Genomic DNA, 20,647 nt, shown 5'->3' with positions numbered 1-20,647 from the left:
GTGGGGCGAGCGCAAATTACGGCGCCTTTTTCAGCTCGTCGCTCTTCGCCTGCATTTGTTTGATCGCGGCTGCAATCTGGGTGGTGTAGCAATCGGCACCGAACTCGCGATCGGCGATTTCGGACGCCAGGGTCACGCGCATCTGTTCAATAGAATGTGCCCGCAATTTCTTGCGGAACCACAATTGCTCCTGCCATCCACTGCCGGGCGGAGCCTTATTCGGAAAGATCGTCATATCCGCCCCCTCGTCCGAATATCCCATCCATTTTGGCGGCAAGCCGGGAACCAGGTCGCCCTGTTTCATATACGCATAGCGCGGCAGGCGCTTTGCGACCGATTTTGTTCCGAACCGCGGTGACGAAAACACGTACGGCGTCATTGGCTTCACAGGGCCGGACCAGAGCAAACAGAGGATCGACGCCATCGCGGCGCCCAGTGAATGTCCCGTGATATATAGCGGCGCCGCGTCACCCACCGCATCGACCAGCTCGGCAAGCTTGTCCCTTGCTTCGTCGAAAAAACCTCGATGGTATGCACCCTCGGGTGTCGCAATCTTTGGCGCATCGAAATCGGTATCCCAGTCGCGCCAATCAGTGATCACCGTTCCGCGCACCGCGATGACTGCCATCCCGCCAATTCGCATTACAAAAAAGGCGAATCGGGCGGATTGTATAACGGCGATTCCTGGCAAATCGGCCGATCGCGCCAGCGCATCGGTCGTAAACCGAGCCCGCTGTAAGTGAAGAAGGCGGCCGGCTCGGCTTGGGATGAAGAGCCGCAACCGGCTGTCCTCCTCCAGCTCGCGATCGGTCAGGTAAAGATAGGCAATCTCGCTGAGGCACGCCAGCATATAGGCTTTGCGTTCATCGCGCTGGTTACCGGCCCAATCCACCCTGGCGTTCCCGAAATAGTGCCATATTCTGGAAAGTGGCGATGCGGCGGGCAGCGAATGCAACTCGGTAATTGGCTGTACTCGCTCCCTCAGCCCCAAACTGACCAGCCGCTTCGTCAGGCGGGCGTGACGAATTTGCTCCTCCATTCCGGTGGCGGTGCTGCGGAGCGCGCCTGTTTGTAGCACGATTGCCACCAGTGCGCGCTTGTCTGCCGCCGACAGGACAGAGATTCGAGTGCTTACTTCGTGCGCCAACGCACGACGGAGATCATCGTCCGACGATACGCCGGGGTGGTTCGGATTAGGGGGGCGCGGACTGTCGAGATACAATATGGCCTTTGCCAGCCAGTCGAAATCGGGGCCGTCCACTTCCGACACTATCGATGCTCCCTTAGGCGTTGCGGGGCGAGGCTAATTGCCGCACCGGGCTATGGCTAGGGGCTTTCAGGACGGAAATGGCGCATTCTGTATTTCGCGGCGCGGGAGCCTGGGCCACCGATCACACGGGTGATGGGTACCATCGCTAAATCGCGTCCCGTTCCGGTCGTTAAGCGACTGTGGCATATGCCATTTGGGACCAGATCAATGCTGCTTCACCTCAAACCCGAGCAAGTCGAGATCGGCATGTTTGTCGATGGGTTCGACGGACGATGGATCGATCATCCGTTCTGGCGCAGCCGGTTCCTGATCGAAACCCCGGAGCAGCTGGCGCGCATTCGCGAGTCCGAGGTGACCGCGGTGATCGTCGACCGCAGCCGTAGTCGATGGGCGGAAACCGACGCGGCGCCCGCGTTTACCGCCGATGACCGCCGAAAATCGGCGACCGGCCTCGCGCCGCCCTATCGCGGGATCGAGCGACGGCGCGCACACATCTTTGCGCCCCCGCGCGAGCGGGTGGTGCGTCCCGCGAGCTATGCCCAGGAGCGCCGCCGCGCCGAGCGGCTGATTGCGAAGTCGAAACAGGCGGTAGTCGACCTGTTCGGCGCGGCGCGGATGGGGCGCGCGGTCGAAGCGCGGCGGATGGCGTCGCTGGCCGAAGCGGTCGGCAAATCGATCACGCGCCAATCGCGCGCGATGATCGACCTGGTGCGGCTGAAGCAGAAGGATGAATATACCTATCTTCATTCGGTCGCCGTCTGCGCGCTGATGATCAATTTTGCCCGCCACTTGAAACTGGATGAGGCCGAGGTGCAGGCATTGGGCGTGGCGGGATTGCTGCACGATGTCGGGAAGGTCGCGATTGCCGACGACGTCCTGTTCAAGCCCGGCAAGCTGACGATGTGCGAACGCAATGCGGTCGAGGTGCATCCCGAGGCCGGCCACGCTTTTTTGATGAAGTCGCAGGAGATCCCGGCAGCGGCGCTTGAAGTGTGCCTGCGCCATCATGAAAAGATGGATGGCACTGGCTATCCGGGCGGGCTGGCGGGCGATGAGCTGTCGCTCTACGCCCGGATGGGGGCGATCTGCGACGTGTATGACGCAGTGACGTCGGATCGCCCGTACAAGGCGGCGTGGTCGCCGTGCGAGGCGCTGACCGCGATGCAGGGTTGGGCCGGCCATTTCGACCCGCACCTGCTCGACCAGTTTGCCGACAGCTTAGGGATATATCCCGTTGGAACGCTGGTCAGCCTGTCGAACGGAATGCTGGCGGTGGTCACCGGTAGCGCGGGCGAGACGGGCGCGGCGGTGTCGGTTCGGCTGTTCTTTGACTGCAATTTGCTCGCCGAGGTGACGCCGGTCGACCTGGAGATTGCGCCAACCGATCGGGAACCGCGGATCGTCGGCCGTTCGAGCCCGGGGTTCTGGCGGTTCGACGATTGGCCCGCTGTGATGGCGCGGGTGCTCGCTGCCGGAGTGGACACACCCGCCGCGTAAAGCCTCGAACCCGCGCTATTCGCGCGCTTTGGCGGCGACGCGCACGTCTTGCGAGCGGGCGAGCGGCATGACGAGGATGTCGTCGCCGTCGACGATCACCGCAACCTGCTCCATCCCGACGAGCGAGATGCGCTTGCCACCCGCGCGGACGAGGTTGCCGCGGCTGTCGTGCATGAAAACGTCGCCGGTGACGGCGTTGTCAGCCTCATCCCTTGGCGCGAGCGCGTGGACCGCCTGCCAGCTGCCGAGGTCGGACCAGCCCATTGCGGCGGGGACGACGGCGACGCGGTCGTCCTTTTCCATCACCGCATAGTCGATCGAATCCGACGGGGCGGCGGCGAAATGCTCGGCGTCGGCGTAAAGCGCGTCGCCGTCGAACATCCCCGCAGCGACGGCGCGATCGGCGGCTTCGAAGATGGCGCGGCAATGGGTGAGCATCGCGTCGCGCATCCGCCCGGCGCGGAACAAGAAGATGCCGGCATTCCAGCTATAGCCGCCCGCGGCGAGCATCGCTTCGGCATCGGCAAGCGGCGGCTTTTCGATGAAGCGATCGACCGCAAAGCCGTCGTCGCCCAGCGCCTTGCCACTGGCGATATAGCCAAATCCGGTTTCGGGGGCGTCGGGCGTGATGCCGAAGGTGACGATCCAATCCTGCTGCGCCAGCCGCGCGCCCTTAGCGATCGCAGCGTTGAACGCCGCGACGTCGGCGATCACATGGTCGCTGGGCATCACCAGCAGCAGCGCGTCGGCGTCGGCGCGCGCCACCGCGAGCGCAATCGCGGCAGCGGTGTTCCGCGGCATGGGCTCGACCAGAAGCGATGCCGGATGCGCGCCCATCTGGTCGCGCACCGCGGCGACATGACCAGCGCCGCACAGGATGATCGGCGGCGCGAACCCGGCGTCGGGGCGAGTGCGCTGCACCGTTTGCTCAAACAGGCTTTCGGGGCCGGTCAGCGGCAGGAACTGCTTGGCACGCTGGCCGCGCGATTCGGGCCATAGCCGCGTTCCGGCGCCGCCGCACAGGATGACGGGCTGAATGATGTTGGTCATCGCGCCCGTCTATCGCCTTGGGCGCAGCAGGTCATCCCCGATTGCGCGCATCGTGAGTGTAAAATTAACCGACAGTACACGCCTCGGTTGTAGTATTGGGCGACGCGAAAGGGTTGCCCGTTTTACCATGTTCCGGCTGTTCAAACATTATGTGCCGCACGCCGTTGTCTGGCTGGCGCTGATCGAATTTCTGGCGCTGCTCGGCTCGGCCGAGGCGGCGTGGCATCTTTATGCCAATCAGGCTGCGTTCGACGCCGGACCGCTGGGCGAGCGCTGGTTGCCGCTGACGACCTTTGCCGTCGCCAATTCGCTCGCGATGATGGCGACCGGAATGTACGGCAACGAGGGGTTGCGCTCGATGCGGTTCGCGACCGCGCGCCTGCTCGCCGCGATTTCGCTGGGGGTGATTTTCCTGTCGGTGGTGGGGTTCCTGCTGCCGACCGCGACCTTGTGGCGCGCCAACAGCCTGTATGCGATGATGATGGCGATCGCGGCGCTGTTCGTCATCCGCCTGGTGCTCACGCAATCGGCGGGTGCCGAGGCGTTTCGGCGCCGGATTTTGGTGCTGGGCGCGGGCGCGCGCGCGGCGCGGCTGGCGGCGCTGGCGGACGAACCGGGCAGCGGGCTGGAAATCGTCGGCTTCGTTGCGATGAGCGGCGCCGAAAAGACCGTGGCCAGCGCGGTCCCGCGCGATGCCATCCCCAATCTGTCCGATCATGTCGTGGCGCTGCGCGCGGGCGAGGTGGTGTTGGCGCTCGAGGAGCGGCGCAATGCGCTGCCGCTGAACGACCTGCTGCGGGTCAAGACGACCGGCGTGCATGTCAACGACATCGCGAGCTTTATCGAGCGCGAGACGGGGCGCGTCGACCTGGCGACGACAAATCCGAGCGGGCTGATCTTCTCCGATGGCTTTTCCGCGGGGCAGCGGATTTCGAAGGTCGGCAAGCGATTGTTCGATATCCTTGCCAGCCTGGTCGTGCTGGTCGTCGGGCTGCCGCTGATCCTGGTCGCGGGGATCGCGGTCGTGCTCGACAGCCGCGGGCCGGTATTTTACCGCCAGCCGCGCGTCGGGCTGTTCGGCGAAACCTATGACATCTACAAGATCCGCTCGATGCGCACCGATGCCGAGGCGGCGGGACAGGCGGTGTGGGCCAGCGAGAATGATCCGCGCGTGACGCGGGTCGGGCGGATCATCCGCAAACTCAGGATCGACGAGCTGCCGCAGCTGTGGTGCGTGCTGAAGGGCGAGATGAGCTTTGTCGGGCCGCGCCCCGAACGGCCGAGCTTCGTCGCCGAGCTCGAGCAGAAGATGCCCTTTTATGCCGAGCGGCATATGGTGAAGCCGGGGCTGACCGGCTGGGCGCAGATCAACTATCCCTATGGGGCGTCGGTCGAGGACGCGCGGGTCAAGCTGGAATATGACCTTTATTATGCAAAGAATTATTCGCCCTTTCTTGACCTGTTGATCCTGCTCCAGACGGTGCGCGTGGTGCTGTGGCCCGAGGGTGCGCGCTGACCATGCTGTCCGGGCTTTCCGAGATTTTGTCGGTGCTGGCGCTGGTCGGCTTTTCGGTCGTTGCGCTGTGGTTGCTGGCGCGGCCGACGGCGCGGATGGCGGTGCTGATGCCCGCGCCGCGACTGCTCACGCTGGCGGCGACCGCGACCGCGCTGTGGTGCGCGGCGCTGGCGATGTTCGGGGCGGGATCATCGCAAGCCTTTGTCGTACAGACGCTGCGCGATCTGGCGATGCTGGGGTGGCTGAGCGCGACCTTCTGGACCGCCGTGGCGCCCATGTCGCGCCCGCTGCGCCTGATCCTGCGGATGCTGATGACGATCGCCGTCCTGGCGCTGGTGCTGGGGGCCGCGGCGCATTGGCGCGCCGGGGCGGAGGCGGAGGCGTGGATGGCGCCGACGCTGATCTTTGCGGCGATGGTCGTGGCGACCGGCGGACTGGTGATCGTCGACAGCGGGGTCCGGCACGCGAGCGCGGGATTGCGGATGCCGGTAATGGCGGTCGCGGGCGGTTTCGCGATGCTGTGGGCCTATGAGCTCAATGCCCAGCTGATCGGGGCGCTGACCGGCAAGCGGGCGCAGGCGCTGATCGAGCTTTTGCCCGCGGTCGTGTTGTTGACGCTGCCCACCTATGTCGTCGCGGCGATGGACATCGGGCGCGAACGGATGCGGTTGTCGCGCACCGCAGCGGTGCGGACGCTGATCCTGGTCGGCGGTGCCGCCTATCTGATCGTCATCGGGCTGACGGGCGCGATCGCACGGTGGGTGGGCGGCGATTATGCCGTGCTGGCGCAGGCGGCGTCGCTGGTCGTCGCGCTGGGTGCCGGCGGGCTGCTGATCGTGTCGGCGCGGCTCCGCGCCTGGTTGTCGGTGATGATCTCGAAGCATTTTTTCGAGCATCGCTATGATTATCGGACCGAATGGATGCGTTTCACCGCGACGCTGGGGCAGGGCGCCAAGGGGGATGGCGACGCGGATGATCGCAACCTGCACGGCCGCGTCGCCAAGGCGATGGCCGAACTGACCGGCAGCCCTGCCGCGCTGCTGATGCTGCCCGGTGCGGGGGGCAGTTTTCGCGTCGCCGAACAATGGCAATGGCCGGTCGACGTCGAGGGTGAGGATATGGCGCTGTCGGTGCGATCGGCGTTCATGTTGCAGGAAACGCGGCATATCGTCGATCTCGATGCGCGTCGGCGCGGTCTGAGCGGGGACGTGCCGGACGGCGACGATCTGGCGCTGCCCGACTGGCTGCTCTCCGATCCGCGCGCGTGGGTGGTCGTCCCGATCCTGCATTTCCAGCGAATGATCGCAGTCGTCGTCCTGCACCGCCCGCCGGTGTCGCGCGCGCTGGACTGGGAAGATCTGGACGTGCTGCGCATCGCGGGGCAGCAGGCTGCCAGTTATCTCGCGGAATCGCAAAGCCAGGAGGCTTTGTCGGAGGCGCGGCGCTTCGACGAATTCAACCGCCGCTTTGCCTTCATCATGCACGACATCAAAAATCTGGCGAGCCAGATCGGCCTGCTCGCGCGTAACGCCGAACGACACGCGGACAATCCCGCTTTTCGCGCCGACATGGTCGAAACGCTGAAGATTTCGGCGGGGCGGCTCAGCGACTTGCTGGTGCGTCTGGCCCCCCGCGCGCGTGGTACTGCGGCAGAGGCCGCGCGGGTGTTGATCGAGCCGATATTGAACGATGTCGCGGCGGAGGCGCGGGCGCGGCGTGCGCTGTTCGTCGGCTGTCAGGCGGGGCTCGCGGCGTGGGGCGACGCCGCGTCGGTGCGGCAGATCGTGCAGCATCTGGTCGCCAATGCGATCGATGCTTCGGCATCCGATACGCCGGTTCAGGTGGTGGCGGTATCCGAACATGGCCGCGTGCGCATCGACGTGATCGATCAGGGCAGCGGCATGACGCGCGCCTTCATTCGCGACGAATTGTTCAAACCCTTCGTATCGACGAAAGACGGCGGTTTTGGCCTGGGTGCGTTCGAAGCGCTCAACATCGCGCAGGCCATGGGCGGCGCGATCGATGTCGAAAGCGAGCCCGGCAAGGGCAGCAGCTTTACCCTGTGGCTACCGCTCGCCGATGCGCGGGACGATGGCGGCAATGCAAACCTGATGATGAAAGTAGCATCGCAATGAGCGACAGCGGCGCCGATATCCGCAAATTGCTGGTGGTCGAGGACGATCCCGGGCTGCAGGCGCAACTCAAGTGGGCGTATGAGGATTATCAGGTGCTCATCGCGGGCGACCATGACGCCGCGATCGAATTGCTGCGCGCCGAGGAGCCCGAAGTGGTGACGCTCGACCTGGGGCTGCCGCCCGATCCCGACGGGACGCGCGAGGGGTTCCGGACGCTGAGCGCGATCCTGGAGGCGAAGCCCGATACCAAGGTCATCGTCGTGTCGGGGCATGGCGAACGCGCCAGCGCGCTGGCCGCGATCGCCAACGGCGCGTGGGATTTTTACCAGAAGCCGATCGATATTGACGAACTGGGGCTGATCGTTCGCCGCGCCTTTCACGTCCGCGAGCTGGAAGTCGAAAATGCGCGGCTGGCGCAGCAGGGGAGCAGCGACAACCGCGTCCTTGGCGGCATGATCACCGGCGCGCCCGAGATGCAGAAGGTCGCGCGGACGATCGAGCGCGTCGCCGATCTGGATGTCAGCGTGATGCTGCTCGGCGCCAGCGGCACCGGCAAGGAACTGCTGGCGCGCGGGCTGCACCAGGCGAGCAGCCGGCGCGATGGCGCGTTCGTCGCAATCAACTGCGCCGCTATCCCCGAAAACCTGCTCGAAAGCGAATTGTTCGGGCATGAAAAGGGCGCGTTCACAGGTGCGGTCAAGACGACCGAAGGCAAGATCGAGCTGGCGCACGGCGGAACATTGTTCCTCGACGAAGTCGGCGACATTCCGCTGCCGTTGCAGGTCAAATTGCTGCGGTTCTTGCAGGAACGGACGATCGAGCGGATCGGCGGGCGCAAAGCCATCGCGGTCGACACGCGCATCGTGTGCGCGACGCACCGCGACCTCGACGCGATGATCGCCGACCAGAGTTTCCGCGATGACCTTTATTACCGGCTTGCCGAGATGGTGGTGAAGATCCCCTCGCTCGCCGAACGGCCCGGCGATGCGGTGCTGCTGGCGCGCCATTTCCTGCATCAATATGCGCCCGCGATGAACCCGGCGGTGCGCGGCTTTGCCCCCGATGCGTTGCAGGCGATCGACGAAGCGCGCTGGCCGGGCAATGTCCGTGAACTGGAAAACCGGATCAAGCGCGCGGTGATCATGGCAGACGGCAAGCTGGTCGCCAAGGACGATCTCGACCTGATGAACGGTGGGGCGGGCGACGGCGACGAAGCCTGGCTCAACCTGCGCAGCGCGCGCGAGGCGGCCGACCGCGTCGCGATCCGCCGCGCGATGACCCAGAGCGAGGGGAATATTTCCGCCGCGGCCAAGCTGCTCGGGATCAGCCGCCCGACGCTGTACGACCTGCTGAAGCAATATCGGATGCAGGCCTGAATGGGTCTTGGGCGTTTCTGGATCGGCGCGCTGCTGGCGGCGGCGACGCTCGCCGGATGCGGCGACGCCGGTTCGGATGCGCCGCGCGCCGCACTCGCCGAACGCCGCGCCGAATTGCAGGATGCGATTGCCGATAATCCGCAGGCGATTGCGGAGCGTGTCGAGCTGGCGCGCGTTGCGATCCGGATGGGGGATGGGGTCGGTGCGGAAGCCGCGGTGAACGGGGCACTGGCGGCGGGAGGCAATGCTGCGGCGCTGCGACCACTGCTGGCGCGCGCTTTTGCGATGCAAGGCGAGGGTCAGCGTGCGCTGGAAACGATCGACGGCGGCGCGATCATTCCCGAGATGATCGGCGAGGCAGCATGGGTCGCGGGCGACGTCCACCTGTCGAACGGCGATCTGGTCGCAGCGCGCGACGCTTATGACCGGGCCGTGCGCGAAATGCCCCGCAATTCGGCGCTCTGGGTCGATGTGGCGCGCTTTCGCGACGCCAGCGCCGACACTGCGGGCGCGCGCGATGCGGTCGATTACGCGATCGAACTCGACAAGGGGAACAGCGCCGCACTGGCGTATAAGGCCAATCTGATCCGAACCGAAGACGGGTTGAAGGCGGCGCTGCCGTGGTACGACCGGGCGCTGGCCGCCGATCCGGACAATGCCGACGCGCTGATCGATCAGGCGGCGACGTTGGGCGATCTGGGGCGGTACCGTGACATGCTGGTCGCGCTGCGCCGCGCCGCGACGGTGGTGCCCGGAAACCCGCGCATCTATTATCTGCAAGCGGTGCTGGCCGCGCGGGCCGACAATTACCGGCTGGCGCGCAGCTTGCTCCAGCGCACCCGCGGGGCGATCGACGATCTGCCGGGGTTCATGCTGCTGAGCGCGGTCGTCGAACTGGAGCTCGGCGGCGAGGCGGTTGCGGCGACCTGGGCCGACCGGCTGCTCGTCGAACAACCGAATAATTTTACCGCGCGCCGCGTGCTGGCGGCGGCGAACTGGGCCGACGGCGATGCCGACGGGGCGATCGAGGCGCTGCTGCCGATCGTCGATCGGCCCGACGCCGACAGCTGGTCGCTGTTGGTGGCGGCGCGGGCGGCGAGCGAATTCGATCGGCGTAGCGAGGCCGCAGATTATCTGGCGCGCGCTGCCACATTGGCGCGCGGCGAAGCGGCGCCTTTCGCCGCCGATTATGATTATGGCGTGTTGAGCCAGGCGGCGGACGCCCAGCCGCTGAACCCGGGAATCGCGATTCCCGCGATCGGTGCCGACATCCTGCGCGGCAATGCCGAACGGGGCGTAGCGCGCGCGGCGCGGCTGCGCGACGCCAACCGCGGGGTGGCGGATGCGCACATCCTGCTCGGCGATGCCGCGCTGGCGAGCGGGCGCTTCGACCTCGCCGTGCAGGCCTATCGCACCGCGCGCGACCTGGATGCCAGCGAGCGCACGACGTTGCGGCTGGCCAACGCCTTGTTCCGCGCGGGCGATGCGGCGGGGTCGGGTGCCGCGATCCTGGCGCTCCGCGATACCCAGCCGTCGAGCATCGCCGCCGACCGGCTCGCGGGGCATCTGGCGATGGACCTGGCGCATTGGGACGAAGCGATCGGACATTTCGAGCGCGTACGCCGGCGGATTGGGGATCGGGACGTCGTGGTCCTGCGCGAACTGGCGCGCGCGTGGGCTGCCAAGGGCGACGATGTCCGGGCGCTGGCGCTGATCGATCGGGCCTATCGATTACAGCCGCTGAACGCGGCGATCATGCGGATCTATGCTGATCTGTTGGCGAAGCGCGGCAATGCGCAAGCGGCGGCGGATCTGCGCGACAAGGCAGCGCAGATCGGGCGGTAGGGGGATTGGTGCGTGACGCCAACTCAGGACAAGCTTGGCCGCGAAAAACCCACAATCCCGTTCGTGTCGAGCGAAGTCGAGACACGCGAAGGCTGGTGCTTCCCAAGCGTGTCTCGACTTCGCTCGACACGAACGGAAACTGGGTAGGATTCGAAGCCACCCCTAAGCGTTGAGAGGTCTCAAGCCTCGGTCAAATCCAGCAACGTCCGCGCGTCGAGCCCGATGCGGCGCATCTGGTCGGCGACGGGGGGCCATACGTTGGTCAGAAAATCCTCGCGCATCATCGCGCGCAGCCGTTCGGTCGCCCCGGCGGCGACGAACATCCCGACGCCGCGCTTCACCGTCACCAGCCCTTCGTCCTGAAACGTCTGATACGCCTTGGCGACGGTCAGCGGGTTGGCGCCTTCATCGGCGGCGAGCGAGCGGACCGACGGCAGCATGTCGCCGTCGCGAAAGCTGCCATCGAGAATCGCGTTGGCGATCACGTCGCGCAGCCGCTGATATACGGGTTTGGATTGATCGAGCATGCCGCCTTAATGCCATAAGACAGCAGCACAGTCAAATGCGGGTTGTTACAAACGGGCGACCTGCCGTGTAACTAAATTTCCCAAGGCCGAACAACGGCGTCATATTCGGGGCGTGGCCGCTCATCGAGCTCGCGTGCGGGGGAACCCAGGAAGAAATAGCCGACGATGCTGTCGCCGTCCTCAGCGCCGAACGCCGCGGCGACGTCGCGATTGTAAGCGGCCCAACCGGTGAGCCAGCTGCCGACAAAACCATGCGCATGTGCGGCGTGGAGCAGGTTCATGCCGACGGCGCCGGCGGACATCTGCTGCTCCCACACCGGAATCTTGCTGCCCGCGACCGGGGTCGAGAGCAACACGAGCAGGCTGGGCGCCTGATGCGCGAACTGGTCGAGCGCCGACAGATCGAGCCCGGCAGCCCCGGGATTCTCTGCCACCCAAGCCGCTTTGAGCAGCGATGCCAAGGCCTCACGCTGGTCGGCGGAGATGGTGACGATGCGCCAGGGGGCAAGCTTGCCATGGTCGGGCGTGCGCAGTGCGAGGGTGATGATATCGCGCAATTGCGCCGCGTCGGGCCCGGGCGCGACCATGTCGCGTGCCTTGCCCGAACGGCGGCTGGCCAGATAGGCGCGGAGCGAGGAGGTGTCGTTGAACATGCGCTGTCCTGTGGCCGTTTATGCGGCCTTGCGCAAGTGTTGCGAGCCGTTCGCAATAGAAATGGATGCGGTAGCGTTGATCCGCCAGAAAGTTTCCGGCGCAATTAGATTCTTCCCTTACGCAATTTTCGCGTTAGGTTGCCGCCCAACCGGGCCGCATCGACGGCACCCAAACCAACAATCTCCAGGGAAAAGTCGCACATGACCAAAGCCTATGCTCAGCCGGGGGATGCCGCAGGAACCTTCCTCGGCCATCCCAAAGGCCTGTTCGTCCTGTTTTTCGCCGAGATGTGGGAGCGCTTTTCCTACTACGGGATGCGCGCGCTGCTCATTTTCTATCTTACCAAGCACTGGCTGTTTTCGGACGGGGAATCGGGCGTCATCTATGGTGCCTATACCGCGCTCGTTTACATCACGCCGGTGCTCGGCGGTTATCTGGCGGACAAATGGCTGGGGCAGCGAAAGGCGGTGCTCTATGGCGCGGTGCTGCTCACCTTTGGTCATTTCATCATGGGATTCGAGGGCGATGGCGGGCAGGATCCCGCCAGCCTGAACATCTTCTGGCTGGCGCTGGCGTTCATCATCGTCGGGTCGGGCTTCCTGAAAGCCAATATCTCGGTGATCGTCGGCCAGCTCTATCCGCGCACCGACGTGCGCCGCGACGGCGCCTATACGATCTTCTACATGGGGATTAACCTCGGCGCCTTCCTCGGTTCGCTGCTCTGCGGTTATCTCGGCGAAACCTATGGCTGGGCCTATGGCTTTGGCGCCGCCGGTTTCGGGATGCTGCTCGGCCTGATCGTGTTCATCTGGGGCAAGCCGCTGCTGCTCGGACGCGGCGAGGCGCCCGATCCGGCCAAGCTGGCCGCGCCCGTGATGGGCATCAAGCTCGAATGGCTGCTCTATCTCGTCGGTCTGGTCGCGGTTGCCGTCTGCTGGTGGATGGTACAGAATCAGGCGATCGTCGGCACGCTGCTCGGCATCGCTGGCGCGGTACTGGTCGCTTATGTGATTTTCACGGCGGTGGTGAAGCTGCCCCGCGAAGATCGCGACCGCATCTTTGCCGCCATGTTCCTGATCCTCGGATCGATCCTGTTCTGGGCGCTGTTCGAACAGGCGGGATCGTCGCTGAACCTGTTCACCGACCGTTATGTAGATCGCGCCGGGGTTCCGGCATCGGTGTTCCAGTCGCTCAACGCCGGTTATATCGTGCTGCTCGCGCCGCTGTTCGCGGCGCTGTGGACATGGCTTGGTCGCCGCAACATGGAACCGTCGGCGCCGGCAAAATTTGGCCTGGCGATGCTCCAGCTCGGGCTCGGCTTCCTTGTTCTGAAATGGGGTGCCGAAGCGGTTGGCATGGGCGTCGCGACGCCGGTGCTGTTCATCTTCCTGATCTATCTGCTGCACACGACTGGCGAGCTTTGCCTGTCGCCGGTCGGCCTCAGCGCGATGAACCGGCTGTCGCCCGCCCATATGGCGTCGCTGATCATGGGCACCTGGTTCTTTGCGTCGGCCACCGGCAATTTCGCCGCGGGCCTGATCGCCGCCGCGACCGGTTCGGAAAAGGCGAGCGGCGAAGGCGCGGGCAAGGCGCTGGTGCTCGACGTTTACCAGACGATCGGCCTCTGGGCGATCGGCTTTGGCGTGCTGGTCATCCTGGTGTCGCCGCTGATCAAGAAGCTGATGCACCTCGACACGCTGCGCGATGCCGATGAGCTGGCGGGCCAGGGTGAACTCGGCGAGTCGCAGGCCGCGGGTGTCCATCCCGAACCCAAGGGGGCGTAAGTCATGATCCGTGGTGTGAAGGGCAGCCTGCTGGCTGCGGTATCGCTGGCGCTCGTCGGTTGTGCGGCGACCGGCAAGGAAACGGCTTCGGCGAGCGACAAGCCCGCCACCGCCGAAAAGCCGGTCAAGTTCAACAAGGATCCCTATCCGTCGACCTATCGCCCCTATGGCGGGCGGCCGACCGCGGTGCGCGGGGTCACCATCTTTGATGGCGAAGGCGGGCGGATCGACAATGGTGTCGTGCTGTTCGCAGGCGGCAAGGTCGAGGCGGTCGGTGGCGCCGACACCGCGATCCCGACGGGCTATGACGTGATCGACGGTACCGGCAAGTTCGTCACCCCCGGCGTGATCGACATCCACAGCCACCTTGGCGACTATCCGTCGCCCAGCGTCGATGCGCATTCGGACGGCAATGAGGCGACCAGCCCGACAACCCCCGAAGTATGGTCCGAACATAGCGTCTGGCCCCAGGATCCGGGCTTCAGCCGCGCGCTGGCCAATGGCGGCGTGACATCGCTCCAAATCCTCCCCGGCAGCGCGAACCTGATGGGCGGCCGCTCGATCACGCTGAAGAATGTGCCGTCGCGCACCGTGCAGGGGATGAAATTCCCCGGCGCGCCCTATGGGCTCAAAATGGCGTGTGGCGAGAATCCGAAGCGCGTCTATGGCGGCAAGGGCCGGATGCCCTCGACCCGCATGGGCAATTTTGCGGTCAACCGCGCGACGTGGCAGAAGGCGGCGGCGTACAAGAAGAAGATGGACGACGGCAAAGCCGTCGATCGCGATCTGGCGATGGAAACGCTCGCCGGGGTGCTGTCGGGCGAAATCCTGCTCCACAATCACTGCTACCGCGCCGACGAAATGGCGCTGGTGATCGATATGTCGAAGGAGTTCGGTTACAAGGTTTCGACCTTTCACCACGCGGTCGAAAGCTACAAGATCGCCGACATATTGGCGAAGGAAGGCATTTGTTCGGCGATGTGGGCCGACTGGTGGGGCTTCAAGATGGAAGCCTATGACAGCGTCAACGAAAATATCCCGATGGTCTATAAGGCGGGGGCGTGCACGATCGTCCATTCGGACGACGCGAACCAGATCCAGCGCTTGAACCAGGAAGCCGCCAAAGCGCGCGCCGCGGGGCGCCGCATGGGGATCGACGTCAGCGACGAGGTGGCCTGGACCTGGCTGTCGCTCAATCCGGCCAAGGCGCTGGGGATCGGCGACCGGACCGGCAGCCTGAAACCCGGCAAGATGGCCGACGTCGTGCTGTGGAACGGCAATCCGTTCAGCGCCTATACGCGGCCCGAAAAAGTGTGGATCGACGGCGCGCTGATGTTCGACGCCAATGATCCGAAACGGCGTCCGGTCAGCGATTTCGAGCTGGGCCAGCCGGGCGAAGGAGATGTGAAATGAAGAATCTCCTGAACGCTATCTCTCACCTCCGTTCGTCCCGAGCGAAGTCGAGGGACGCGAAGGCTGGCGCAGACGTGTCTCGACTTCGCTCGACACGAACGGGGTTGGGTGGCGCACTGGTTGCAGCCTTGGCGCTTGCTGTACCCGCTGCCGGACAAGACATTGCGATCACCAACGCAAAGCTTGTCATCGGCGACGGCAGCGCGCCGATCGACGGCGGCACCGTCGTCGTGCGCGGCGGCAAGGTCGTGGCCGCAGGCGCGGGCGTTGCGGTGCCCGCCGGGATCGAGCGGGTCGACGCGGGCGGCCGCTGGGTCACGCCGGGGATCGTCGCAGCGTTCAGCCGCGTCGGGCTGGTCGAGGTCGATGCGGTCGGCGGCACCAACGATCGTAATGCGCCGCGTACGCGCTTTTCGGCGGGGCTCGACATCGCACCGGCGCTCAATCCGATGGGATCGCCCGTCGCGGTCAATCGCGCGGCGGGGGTCACCCGGGCGATTGTCGCGCCGGGGGGCAGCAGCAATTTGTTCGCCGGACAGGGCGCGGTCGTCGATCTGGCCGACGACATGGACATGGTGACCAAGCCGCGCGCGTTGCAGTTCGTCGCATTCGGCGAGGATGGATCGGCCAAGGCGGGCGGCAGCCGCGCCGCGACCTTCCTGCTTTTCCGCGAACAATTGCTGGCGGCGCGCAGCTATGCCCGCAACCCCGCGTCGCTGGCCGAATGGGGCAATGACGCGATGATCCAGCGCGCCGACGCCGATGCGCTGGTGCAGGTGATCAATGGAGTGACGCCGCTGTTCGTCCGCGTCGATCGCGCCGCCGACATCATCAACGTGCTGAAGCTGCGGCAGGAGTTTCCGGCGCTGAAGCTGGTGCTGGTCGGGGTGACCGAGGGCTGGATGGTCGCGCGCGAGCTGGCGGCAGCAAAAGTGCCGGTGCTGGTGTCGCCGCTAACCGATCTGCCGTCGAGCTTTGAACAGCTCGGCGCGACCCAATCGAATGCCGGACGGCTGAAAGCCGCAGGCGTCGACGTGTCGGTCGGGGTGTTCGACGACGATGATGCGCACAAGATGGGCTATGCCACGCAATATGCAGGCAACCTGGTCGGGTTGACGCGTGTGCCGGGTGCCAGCGGGATGACCTGGGATCAGGCGTTCGCGTCGATCAGCAGCGCACCCGCGCGCGCGGTCGGGATGGAGGGCAGCATCGGATCGCTGCGCCCGGGGCGCGTCGGCGACGTTGTTGTCTGGGACAATGATCCGCTGGAACTGGGCAGCCGCCCGACAGCGATCTGGATCGACGGCAAGGCGCAGTCGCTGACGACGCGGCAGGATCGCCTGCGCGATCGTTATGCGACGCCGAGCGAGGGTGCTTTGCCCAAGGCTTATGACCGCTAAAGCGCTGCGTCATCCCGGCGAAGGCCGGGATCTCACCGGCGCGTTATAGCGTGAGGGCGAGATCCCGGCCTTCGCCGGGATGACGATCATGGGGTAATGCGCGTCGATGTGTTAGGGTGCCGCGGGATAGGCAGGTGAGGGGCTTTCCATGCAACCGACATCGCTTTTGATCACAACCTGCGCGCTGTTTGTCGGCTCGCACCTCGCGCTGTCGCATCCGCTTCGCGACGGGCTAGCGAGCCGCCTTGGTGAGCGGGGGTTCCAGATCGTCTATTCGATCGTCGCGATCGCCACGCTGATCATGGTCGTTCAGGCCTGGCGCGGGATGCCGCCCGAGCCGCCGCTGTGGGCGGTCGGCGACGGATTGTGGATCGTCGCATCGCTGATCGTGCTGTTTGCCAGCATACTTTTCATGGGTTCGCTGATCGGCAATCCGGCCCTGGCCGCTCCTGGCGCGGTGGAGGCGGCCCAAGCCTCGCCGCGCGGCGTGTTCGCGATCACGCGGCACCCGATGATGTGGGGCTTTGCGCTGTGGGCGATCGCGCATGTCATGGTGATGCCGACGCCGGGGCAGATCGTGCTTTCGGCCACCATCGCCTTCCTCGCGCTCGTCGGGTCGGCGGGACAGGACATCAAAAAGGCGCGGCTGATGGGCGAGGCATGGCGCGGCTGGGCGGCACGGACGAGCTTTGTGCCCTATGCGGGGCAGATTTCGGGCAAGGCATCATGGGCCGAAGCGATCCCGCGTCCGCACGCGCTCTTTGGCGGAATAGTGCTTTGGATTGCCGCGACCTGGGCGCATGGTGCGCTTGGCAATATGGTCGCTGGAATATGGCGCTGGACCGGATAGGGGACGAATGAACGCGGAGATGCATCTCAACGACTTGTCGCTGCGATTGCTGGGCCGCGCATTCGATGATCTCGATCCGGAAGAAGGCCGTGTCGTTCAGGCGATCGCCAAGCGCGCGCCGAGCAGCCGCGACGCCGCCGACATGGGCGATGCGCAGGCCAGCACCGGCGATCGGCTCGCCGACAAGGTCGCGGCGGTCGGCGGGTCGTGGGGCTTCATCATCGTGTTTGCGCTCGTGCTGTTCGGCTGGATGCTGCTCAATTCGAAAGTGCTCGAGCGCTGGGGCATGGCGTTCGATCCTTATCCGTTCATCTTTTTGAACCTAATGCTCTCGACCCTCGCCGCGGTGCAGGCTCCGATCATCATGATGAGCCAGAATCGCCAAGCGGCGAAAGACCGGCTGACCGCGAGCGTCGATTACGAGATCAATTTGCGCGCCGAGCTGGAGATCATGCGGCTGCACCACAAAATCGATGCGTTGGTCGAGAAGGTTGAGGGGTTGGGGAGCGGGTCGAAGGGCTAAGGTTGGCTGTTTTGGGGTGGGAAGCTGCCATGCCGCCACACCTGAGTTATCGAAATCTTCGAACATTAAGTTCAGGTTCGTGGTCGCGGTCGAGCAATCAGCGGATAACAGCACGCAGAGGCAGCGGTATGATTAAGTTAGAAGATCCCAGAAATCATAATCTCGATCAGATTAAACCCCTTTTTGTCGACTTCGTTAGACGGAATCCCGAGGTAGTGAGCGAGTGGATCTCCTTGGAAACGCAGAAGGGCGCGTTTGAAGAGCGAGCTGATTTGGATGAAATTAGTCAGAAAGTGCAAAAATATCTGATCGATAATTGCGAGGTCGTATCTAGGACCGCCCTAATCTTTGCTTGGGGTGACTTTCGGAAATTGTTGTGGGAGCAGATAAACCGTCGTTGATGATTGCTTGGCCGCATTGTTGCAACTGAACATATCCCTACAGGGTCGTCAATGTCCGCAACTGGTCGCTAGCCGCGGTTCCCGGCGTCGGCGCTAGTCCCGTTACAATCGCACCATCCGCATCCCCATCTCGCCATAGCGCGGGCCGCTGGTGCCGCCCTTCGGCGCTGCGGCCTCGATCGCGGCGAGGTCGTCGGCGGTCAGCGTGACGTCGGCCGCAGCGACGCTGTCCTCCATCGTCGCGCGGCGCTTGGTGCCGGGGATCGGGACGATGTCGTCGCCCTGCGCGAGCAGCCAGGCGAGCGCGACTTGCGCTTTCGAGACGCTATGCTTGTCCGCCACCGCGCCGATCGCGTCGACGATCGCGAGATTGGCGGGGAGGTTTTCGTCCGAATAGCGCGGGTCGTTACGGCGCCAGTCGGTTTCGGGAAGCTCGTCGCGGCTGCGCACCGCACCCGCGAGGAAACCGCGGCCGAGCGGCGAATAGGGGACAAAGCCGATGCCATTCTCGCGGCAGACGCTGAGAATTTCGTCCTCGATGTCGCGTTCCCAGATCGAATATTCGCTTTGCAGCGCGGTGATCGGCGCGGCCTTGGCGGCGCGGCGCAGCGTTTCGGGGCCGGCTTCGGACAGCGCGATGTGGCGGACCTTGCCCTCCTTGACGAGTTCCATCATCCCGCCGACGACTTCCTCGATCGGGATCGAGGGATCGACACGGTGCTGATAGAAAAGGTCGATCGTGTCGATGCCGAGCCGCTGGAGCGAGCCTTCGCACGCGGCGCGCGCGTTGGCGGGCGAGCCGTCGACGCCGACGATCGCCTTGCCGTCGAATTTGAAACCGAATTTGGTCGCGATGATCAGGCCGTCGCGCTTGCCCTTGATCGCCTCGCCGAGCAGCTCCTCGTTCGAGAACGGGCCATAGATTTGCGCGGTGTCGAAGAAGGTGACGCCAAGGTCGATCGCGCGGTGAATGGTCGCGGTCGATTCGTCCAAGTCGGCGGCCTCGCCATACAGGATGTTGCCGCCCTTGATCATCGGCATGCAGCCGATGCCGATCGCCGACACTTCAAGGCCGTGGCCGAGCTTGCGATATTTCATGGCGTTTCTCCTGTCGGTTCGGGTTCCTCGACCCCGTCGGCGGCAAATTTGGTCGCGGCGACGTCGCCGACGACATTGCCGAGGGTGCGGAAAATATCAGGAAAGGTCTCGACCGCCACCAGCAATCCGAGCGGGGCGACAGGGACGCCCATCGACACCGCGATCGGCGCGATCGAGGTGACGAAGCTGATCGACCCCGGCAGGCTGACCGACGAGAGCGCCGCCGCCATCGCGACCGCCAGCCCGACCGCCATTTCCCACGGGGTAAGCTCCACCCCGAACAGCCACGCGACATAGACGACGACCGCAAGGTTCATCGCCGGGCTGGTAAAGCGGAACAGCGCGACCGCGAGCGGCAGGACGACGTCGGCTTTCTTGGGATCGACGCCCAGCGCTTCCGACGATTTGAGCATCGCGGGCAAGCTGGCGAGCGAGCTTTGCGTGCTGATCGCGACCGCCAGCGTCGGGACCATCGCGCGGATGAAGCGCGGCAACGATATGCCGACGACCAGCCACGCGAGCAGCAGCCCGAGAATGAGGCAGCTGACCCCGATCCCCATCAGGATGAGCACATAATGGATCAGCCCGCCGAACGCCGCGAGTCCGGCCTTGACCGCGAGCGCATAGCCGAGCGCAAACACCCCGATCGGGGCGAGCGCCAGCACCCAGCCGATGACGATCAGCATCGCGTCGCCGAGCGCCTTGAAAAAGCCCGACAAGGTTGCGCGCTGCGCTGGCTGGAGCTTGGTGATCGCAAAGGCGAATATGGTCGTGAAGACGATCAGCGGCAGGATAGCGGTATCGGCGGCGGCGGCGATTGGATTGGTCGGGACGAGCGAGAGGAGGAAGTCGCCAAAGGTGGGCGACGGCCCTGTCTCGGTCGTGCCGCCAAGCCCGCTCCGCAGAGCCTCGGCGGCGCTGGCGGAAAGCGGGAACAGGCGAAGCAGCAGCGGCGTCATCAGGAGCGACATCGTTCCTGACAGCGCGATCGCGCCAAGGAAGATCATCACCGCGCGCGCCGCCAGCTTGCCCGCGCGCGCGGCGTCGGCGGTGGCGGTAATCCCGGTGATCAGCAGCGCGACGACGAGCGGCACGATCGTCATCTTGAGCGCATTGAGCCAGAGCAGCCCGATCGGTTCCACATAAGGAAGCGATGCGGTTCCCGCGGCGGGCGCGATCACTTCGATCGCGATCCCCAGCAGCATCCCGGCGACCAGCGCCGAGAGGATGATCCATGCCGATTTCAAGCCATATTCTCCCGGTGACATTAGTGGCCAGCTTGCCAAGCAAATGGCGGTGACTTAGGGC

Annotated in this window: 16 protein-coding genes; 10 read left to right on the top strand and 6 right to left on the bottom strand. The window is 65.0% G+C overall.

Features of this window, described 5'->3' with window-relative positions:
- Window positions 1–16 precede the first annotated feature (16 nt).
- Entirely contained in the window at window positions 17–1,270 is a 1,254-nt protein-coding gene (locus FFS18_RS04305; protein ID WP_137869898.1) for a lipase family protein, read from the bottom strand.
- A gap of 207 nt (window positions 1,271–1,477) precedes the next feature.
- On the opposite strand from FFS18_RS04305, the gene FFS18_RS04300 reads away from it, so the two are divergent.
- Window positions 1,478–2,767, top strand: coding sequence for a cyclic di-GMP phosphodiesterase (locus FFS18_RS04300; RefSeq protein WP_171005226.1), 1,290 nt, complete (start codon window positions 1,478–1,480; stop codon window positions 2,765–2,767).
- A gap of 15 nt (window positions 2,768–2,782) precedes the next feature.
- On the opposite strand, the gene FFS18_RS04295 is transcribed toward FFS18_RS04300, so the two are convergent.
- On the bottom strand, window positions 2,783–3,817 hold the full coding sequence (locus tag FFS18_RS04295; protein WP_137869896.1) for a mannose-1-phosphate guanylyltransferase: 1,035 nt from the start codon (window positions 3,815–3,817) through the stop codon (window positions 2,783–2,785).
- Window positions 3,818–3,944: 127 nt separating this feature from the next.
- On the opposite strand from FFS18_RS04295, the gene FFS18_RS04290 reads away from it, so the two are divergent.
- Genes FFS18_RS04290 through FFS18_RS04275 form a run of 4 tightly spaced genes read left to right on the top strand, consistent with a single transcriptional unit; the run spans window position 3,945 to window position 10,689 of the window.
- On the top strand, window positions 3,945–5,333 hold the full coding sequence (locus FFS18_RS04290) for a TIGR03013 family XrtA/PEP-CTERM system glycosyltransferase (RefSeq protein ID WP_137869895.1): 1,389 nt from the start codon (window positions 3,945–3,947) through the stop codon (window positions 5,331–5,333).
- Window positions 5,334–5,335: 2 nt separating this feature from the next.
- Window positions 5,336–7,468, top strand: coding sequence for an XrtA/PEP-CTERM system histidine kinase PrsK (gene prsK / locus FFS18_RS04285; protein ID WP_249340291.1), 2,133 nt, complete (start codon window positions 5,336–5,338; stop codon window positions 7,466–7,468).
- On the top strand, window positions 7,465–8,844 hold the full coding sequence (gene prsR, locus FFS18_RS04280; RefSeq protein WP_137869894.1) for a PEP-CTERM-box response regulator transcription factor: 1,380 nt from the start codon (window positions 7,465–7,467) through the stop codon (window positions 8,842–8,844). Before prsK ends, prsR begins: the two co-directional genes overlap by 4 nt.
- The gene (locus FFS18_RS04275) at window positions 8,845–10,689 is read left to right on the top strand and encodes a tetratricopeptide repeat protein (protein ID WP_137869893.1); all 1,845 of its coding nucleotides are present in this window, start codon (window positions 8,845–8,847) and stop codon (window positions 10,687–10,689) included.
- A 179-nt stretch (window positions 10,690–10,868) separates the two neighbouring features.
- Here FFS18_RS04275 and FFS18_RS04270 read toward each other — a convergent pair whose 3' ends face one another.
- Together FFS18_RS04270 and FFS18_RS04265 are read right to left on the bottom strand one after the other, a co-directional pair.
- Complete coding sequence (locus FFS18_RS04270) at window positions 10,869–11,216, bottom strand: GntR family transcriptional regulator (protein ID WP_137869892.1); 348 nt, start codon at window positions 11,214–11,216, stop codon at window positions 10,869–10,871.
- Window positions 11,217–11,287: 71 nt separating this feature from the next.
- Window positions 11,288–11,869, bottom strand: a complete 582-nt coding sequence (locus FFS18_RS04265) for a nitroreductase family protein (RefSeq protein ID WP_137869891.1) — start codon at window positions 11,867–11,869, stop codon at window positions 11,288–11,290.
- Window positions 11,870–12,070: 201 nt separating this feature from the next.
- Between FFS18_RS04265 and FFS18_RS04260 the strand changes: the two genes are divergently transcribed.
- The 5 genes from FFS18_RS04260 (at window position 12,071) to FFS18_RS04235 (ending at window position 17,840) form a co-directional block, all read left to right on the top strand.
- On the top strand, window positions 12,071–13,654 hold the full coding sequence (locus FFS18_RS04260; protein ID WP_137869890.1) for a peptide MFS transporter: 1,584 nt from the start codon (window positions 12,071–12,073) through the stop codon (window positions 13,652–13,654).
- A gap of 3 nt (window positions 13,655–13,657) precedes the next feature.
- A complete protein-coding gene (locus FFS18_RS04255; protein WP_137869889.1) occupies window positions 13,658–15,067 on the top strand; it encodes an amidohydrolase in 1,410 nt (469 codons plus the stop codon).
- A gap of 128 nt (window positions 15,068–15,195) precedes the next feature.
- Window positions 15,196–16,467 carry an amidohydrolase family protein gene (locus FFS18_RS04245; protein ID WP_249340290.1) on the top strand — a complete coding sequence of 424 codons (1,272 nt, stop codon included), beginning with the start codon at window positions 15,196–15,198 and terminating at the stop codon, window positions 16,465–16,467.
- A 166-nt stretch (window positions 16,468–16,633) separates the two neighbouring features.
- Window positions 16,634–17,317 carry an NnrU family protein gene (locus FFS18_RS04240; protein WP_349304037.1) on the top strand — a complete coding sequence of 228 codons (684 nt, stop codon included), beginning with the start codon at window positions 16,634–16,636 and terminating at the stop codon, window positions 17,315–17,317.
- 7 nt (window positions 17,318–17,324) lie between these two features.
- Entirely contained in the window at window positions 17,325–17,840 is a 516-nt protein-coding gene (locus FFS18_RS04235; RefSeq protein WP_137869887.1) for a DUF1003 domain-containing protein, read from the top strand.
- A gap of 503 nt (window positions 17,841–18,343) precedes the next feature.
- Here FFS18_RS04235 and FFS18_RS04230 read toward each other — a convergent pair.
- Window positions 18,344–19,339: an aldo/keto reductase gene (locus FFS18_RS04230; protein WP_137869886.1), complete on the bottom strand. Its 996-nt coding sequence runs from the start codon at window positions 19,337–19,339 to the stop codon at window positions 18,344–18,346.
- Window positions 19,336–20,586, bottom strand: a complete 1,251-nt coding sequence (locus FFS18_RS04225) for a dicarboxylate/amino acid:cation symporter (protein WP_137869885.1) — start codon at window positions 20,584–20,586, stop codon at window positions 19,336–19,338. Before FFS18_RS04225 ends, FFS18_RS04230 begins: the two co-directional genes overlap by 4 nt.
- Window positions 20,587–20,647 lie beyond the last annotated feature (61 nt).

It is taken from the genome of Sphingopyxis sp. 2PD (genome assembly GCF_005503695.1).
In the GTDB taxonomy this organism is placed as follows: domain Bacteria; phylum Pseudomonadota; class Alphaproteobacteria; order Sphingomonadales; family Sphingomonadaceae; genus Sphingopyxis.
The sequence above is the reverse complement of the archived record's forward strand: the minus strand, read 5'-3'. Positions and strand labels throughout refer to the sequence as shown.

Excerpts from the sequence above, each read along its gene's own strand:
- FFS18_RS04300 (WP_171005226.1), top strand. The coding sequence starts at position 1,478 with ATGCTGCTTCACCTCAAACCCGAGCAAGTCGAGATCGGCATGTTTGTC.
- FFS18_RS04295 (WP_137869896.1), bottom strand. The coding sequence starts at position 3,817 with ATGACCAACATCATTCAGCCCGTCATCCTGTGCGGCGGCGCCGGAACG.
- FFS18_RS04290 (WP_137869895.1), top strand. The coding sequence starts at position 3,945 with ATGTTCCGGCTGTTCAAACATTATGTGCCGCACGCCGTTGTCTGGCTG.
- prsK (WP_249340291.1), top strand. The coding sequence starts at position 5,336 with ATGCTGTCCGGGCTTTCCGAGATTTTGTCGGTGCTGGCGCTGGTCGGC.
- prsR (WP_137869894.1), top strand. The coding sequence starts at position 7,465 with ATGAGCGACAGCGGCGCCGATATCCGCAAATTGCTGGTGGTCGAGGAC.
- FFS18_RS04275 (WP_137869893.1), top strand. The coding sequence starts at position 8,845 with ATGGGTCTTGGGCGTTTCTGGATCGGCGCGCTGCTGGCGGCGGCGACG.
- FFS18_RS04270 (WP_137869892.1), bottom strand. The coding sequence starts at position 11,216 with ATGCTCGATCAATCCAAACCCGTATATCAGCGGCTGCGCGACGTGATC.
- FFS18_RS04265 (WP_137869891.1), bottom strand. The coding sequence starts at position 11,869 with ATGTTCAACGACACCTCCTCGCTCCGCGCCTATCTGGCCAGCCGCCGT.
- FFS18_RS04260 (WP_137869890.1), top strand. The coding sequence starts at position 12,071 with ATGACCAAAGCCTATGCTCAGCCGGGGGATGCCGCAGGAACCTTCCTC.
- FFS18_RS04255 (WP_137869889.1), top strand. The coding sequence starts at position 13,658 with ATGATCCGTGGTGTGAAGGGCAGCCTGCTGGCTGCGGTATCGCTGGCG.
- FFS18_RS04235 (WP_137869887.1), top strand. The coding sequence starts at position 17,325 with ATGAACGCGGAGATGCATCTCAACGACTTGTCGCTGCGATTGCTGGGC.
- FFS18_RS04230 (WP_137869886.1), bottom strand. The coding sequence starts at position 19,339 with ATGAAATATCGCAAGCTCGGCCACGGCCTTGAAGTGTCGGCGATCGGC.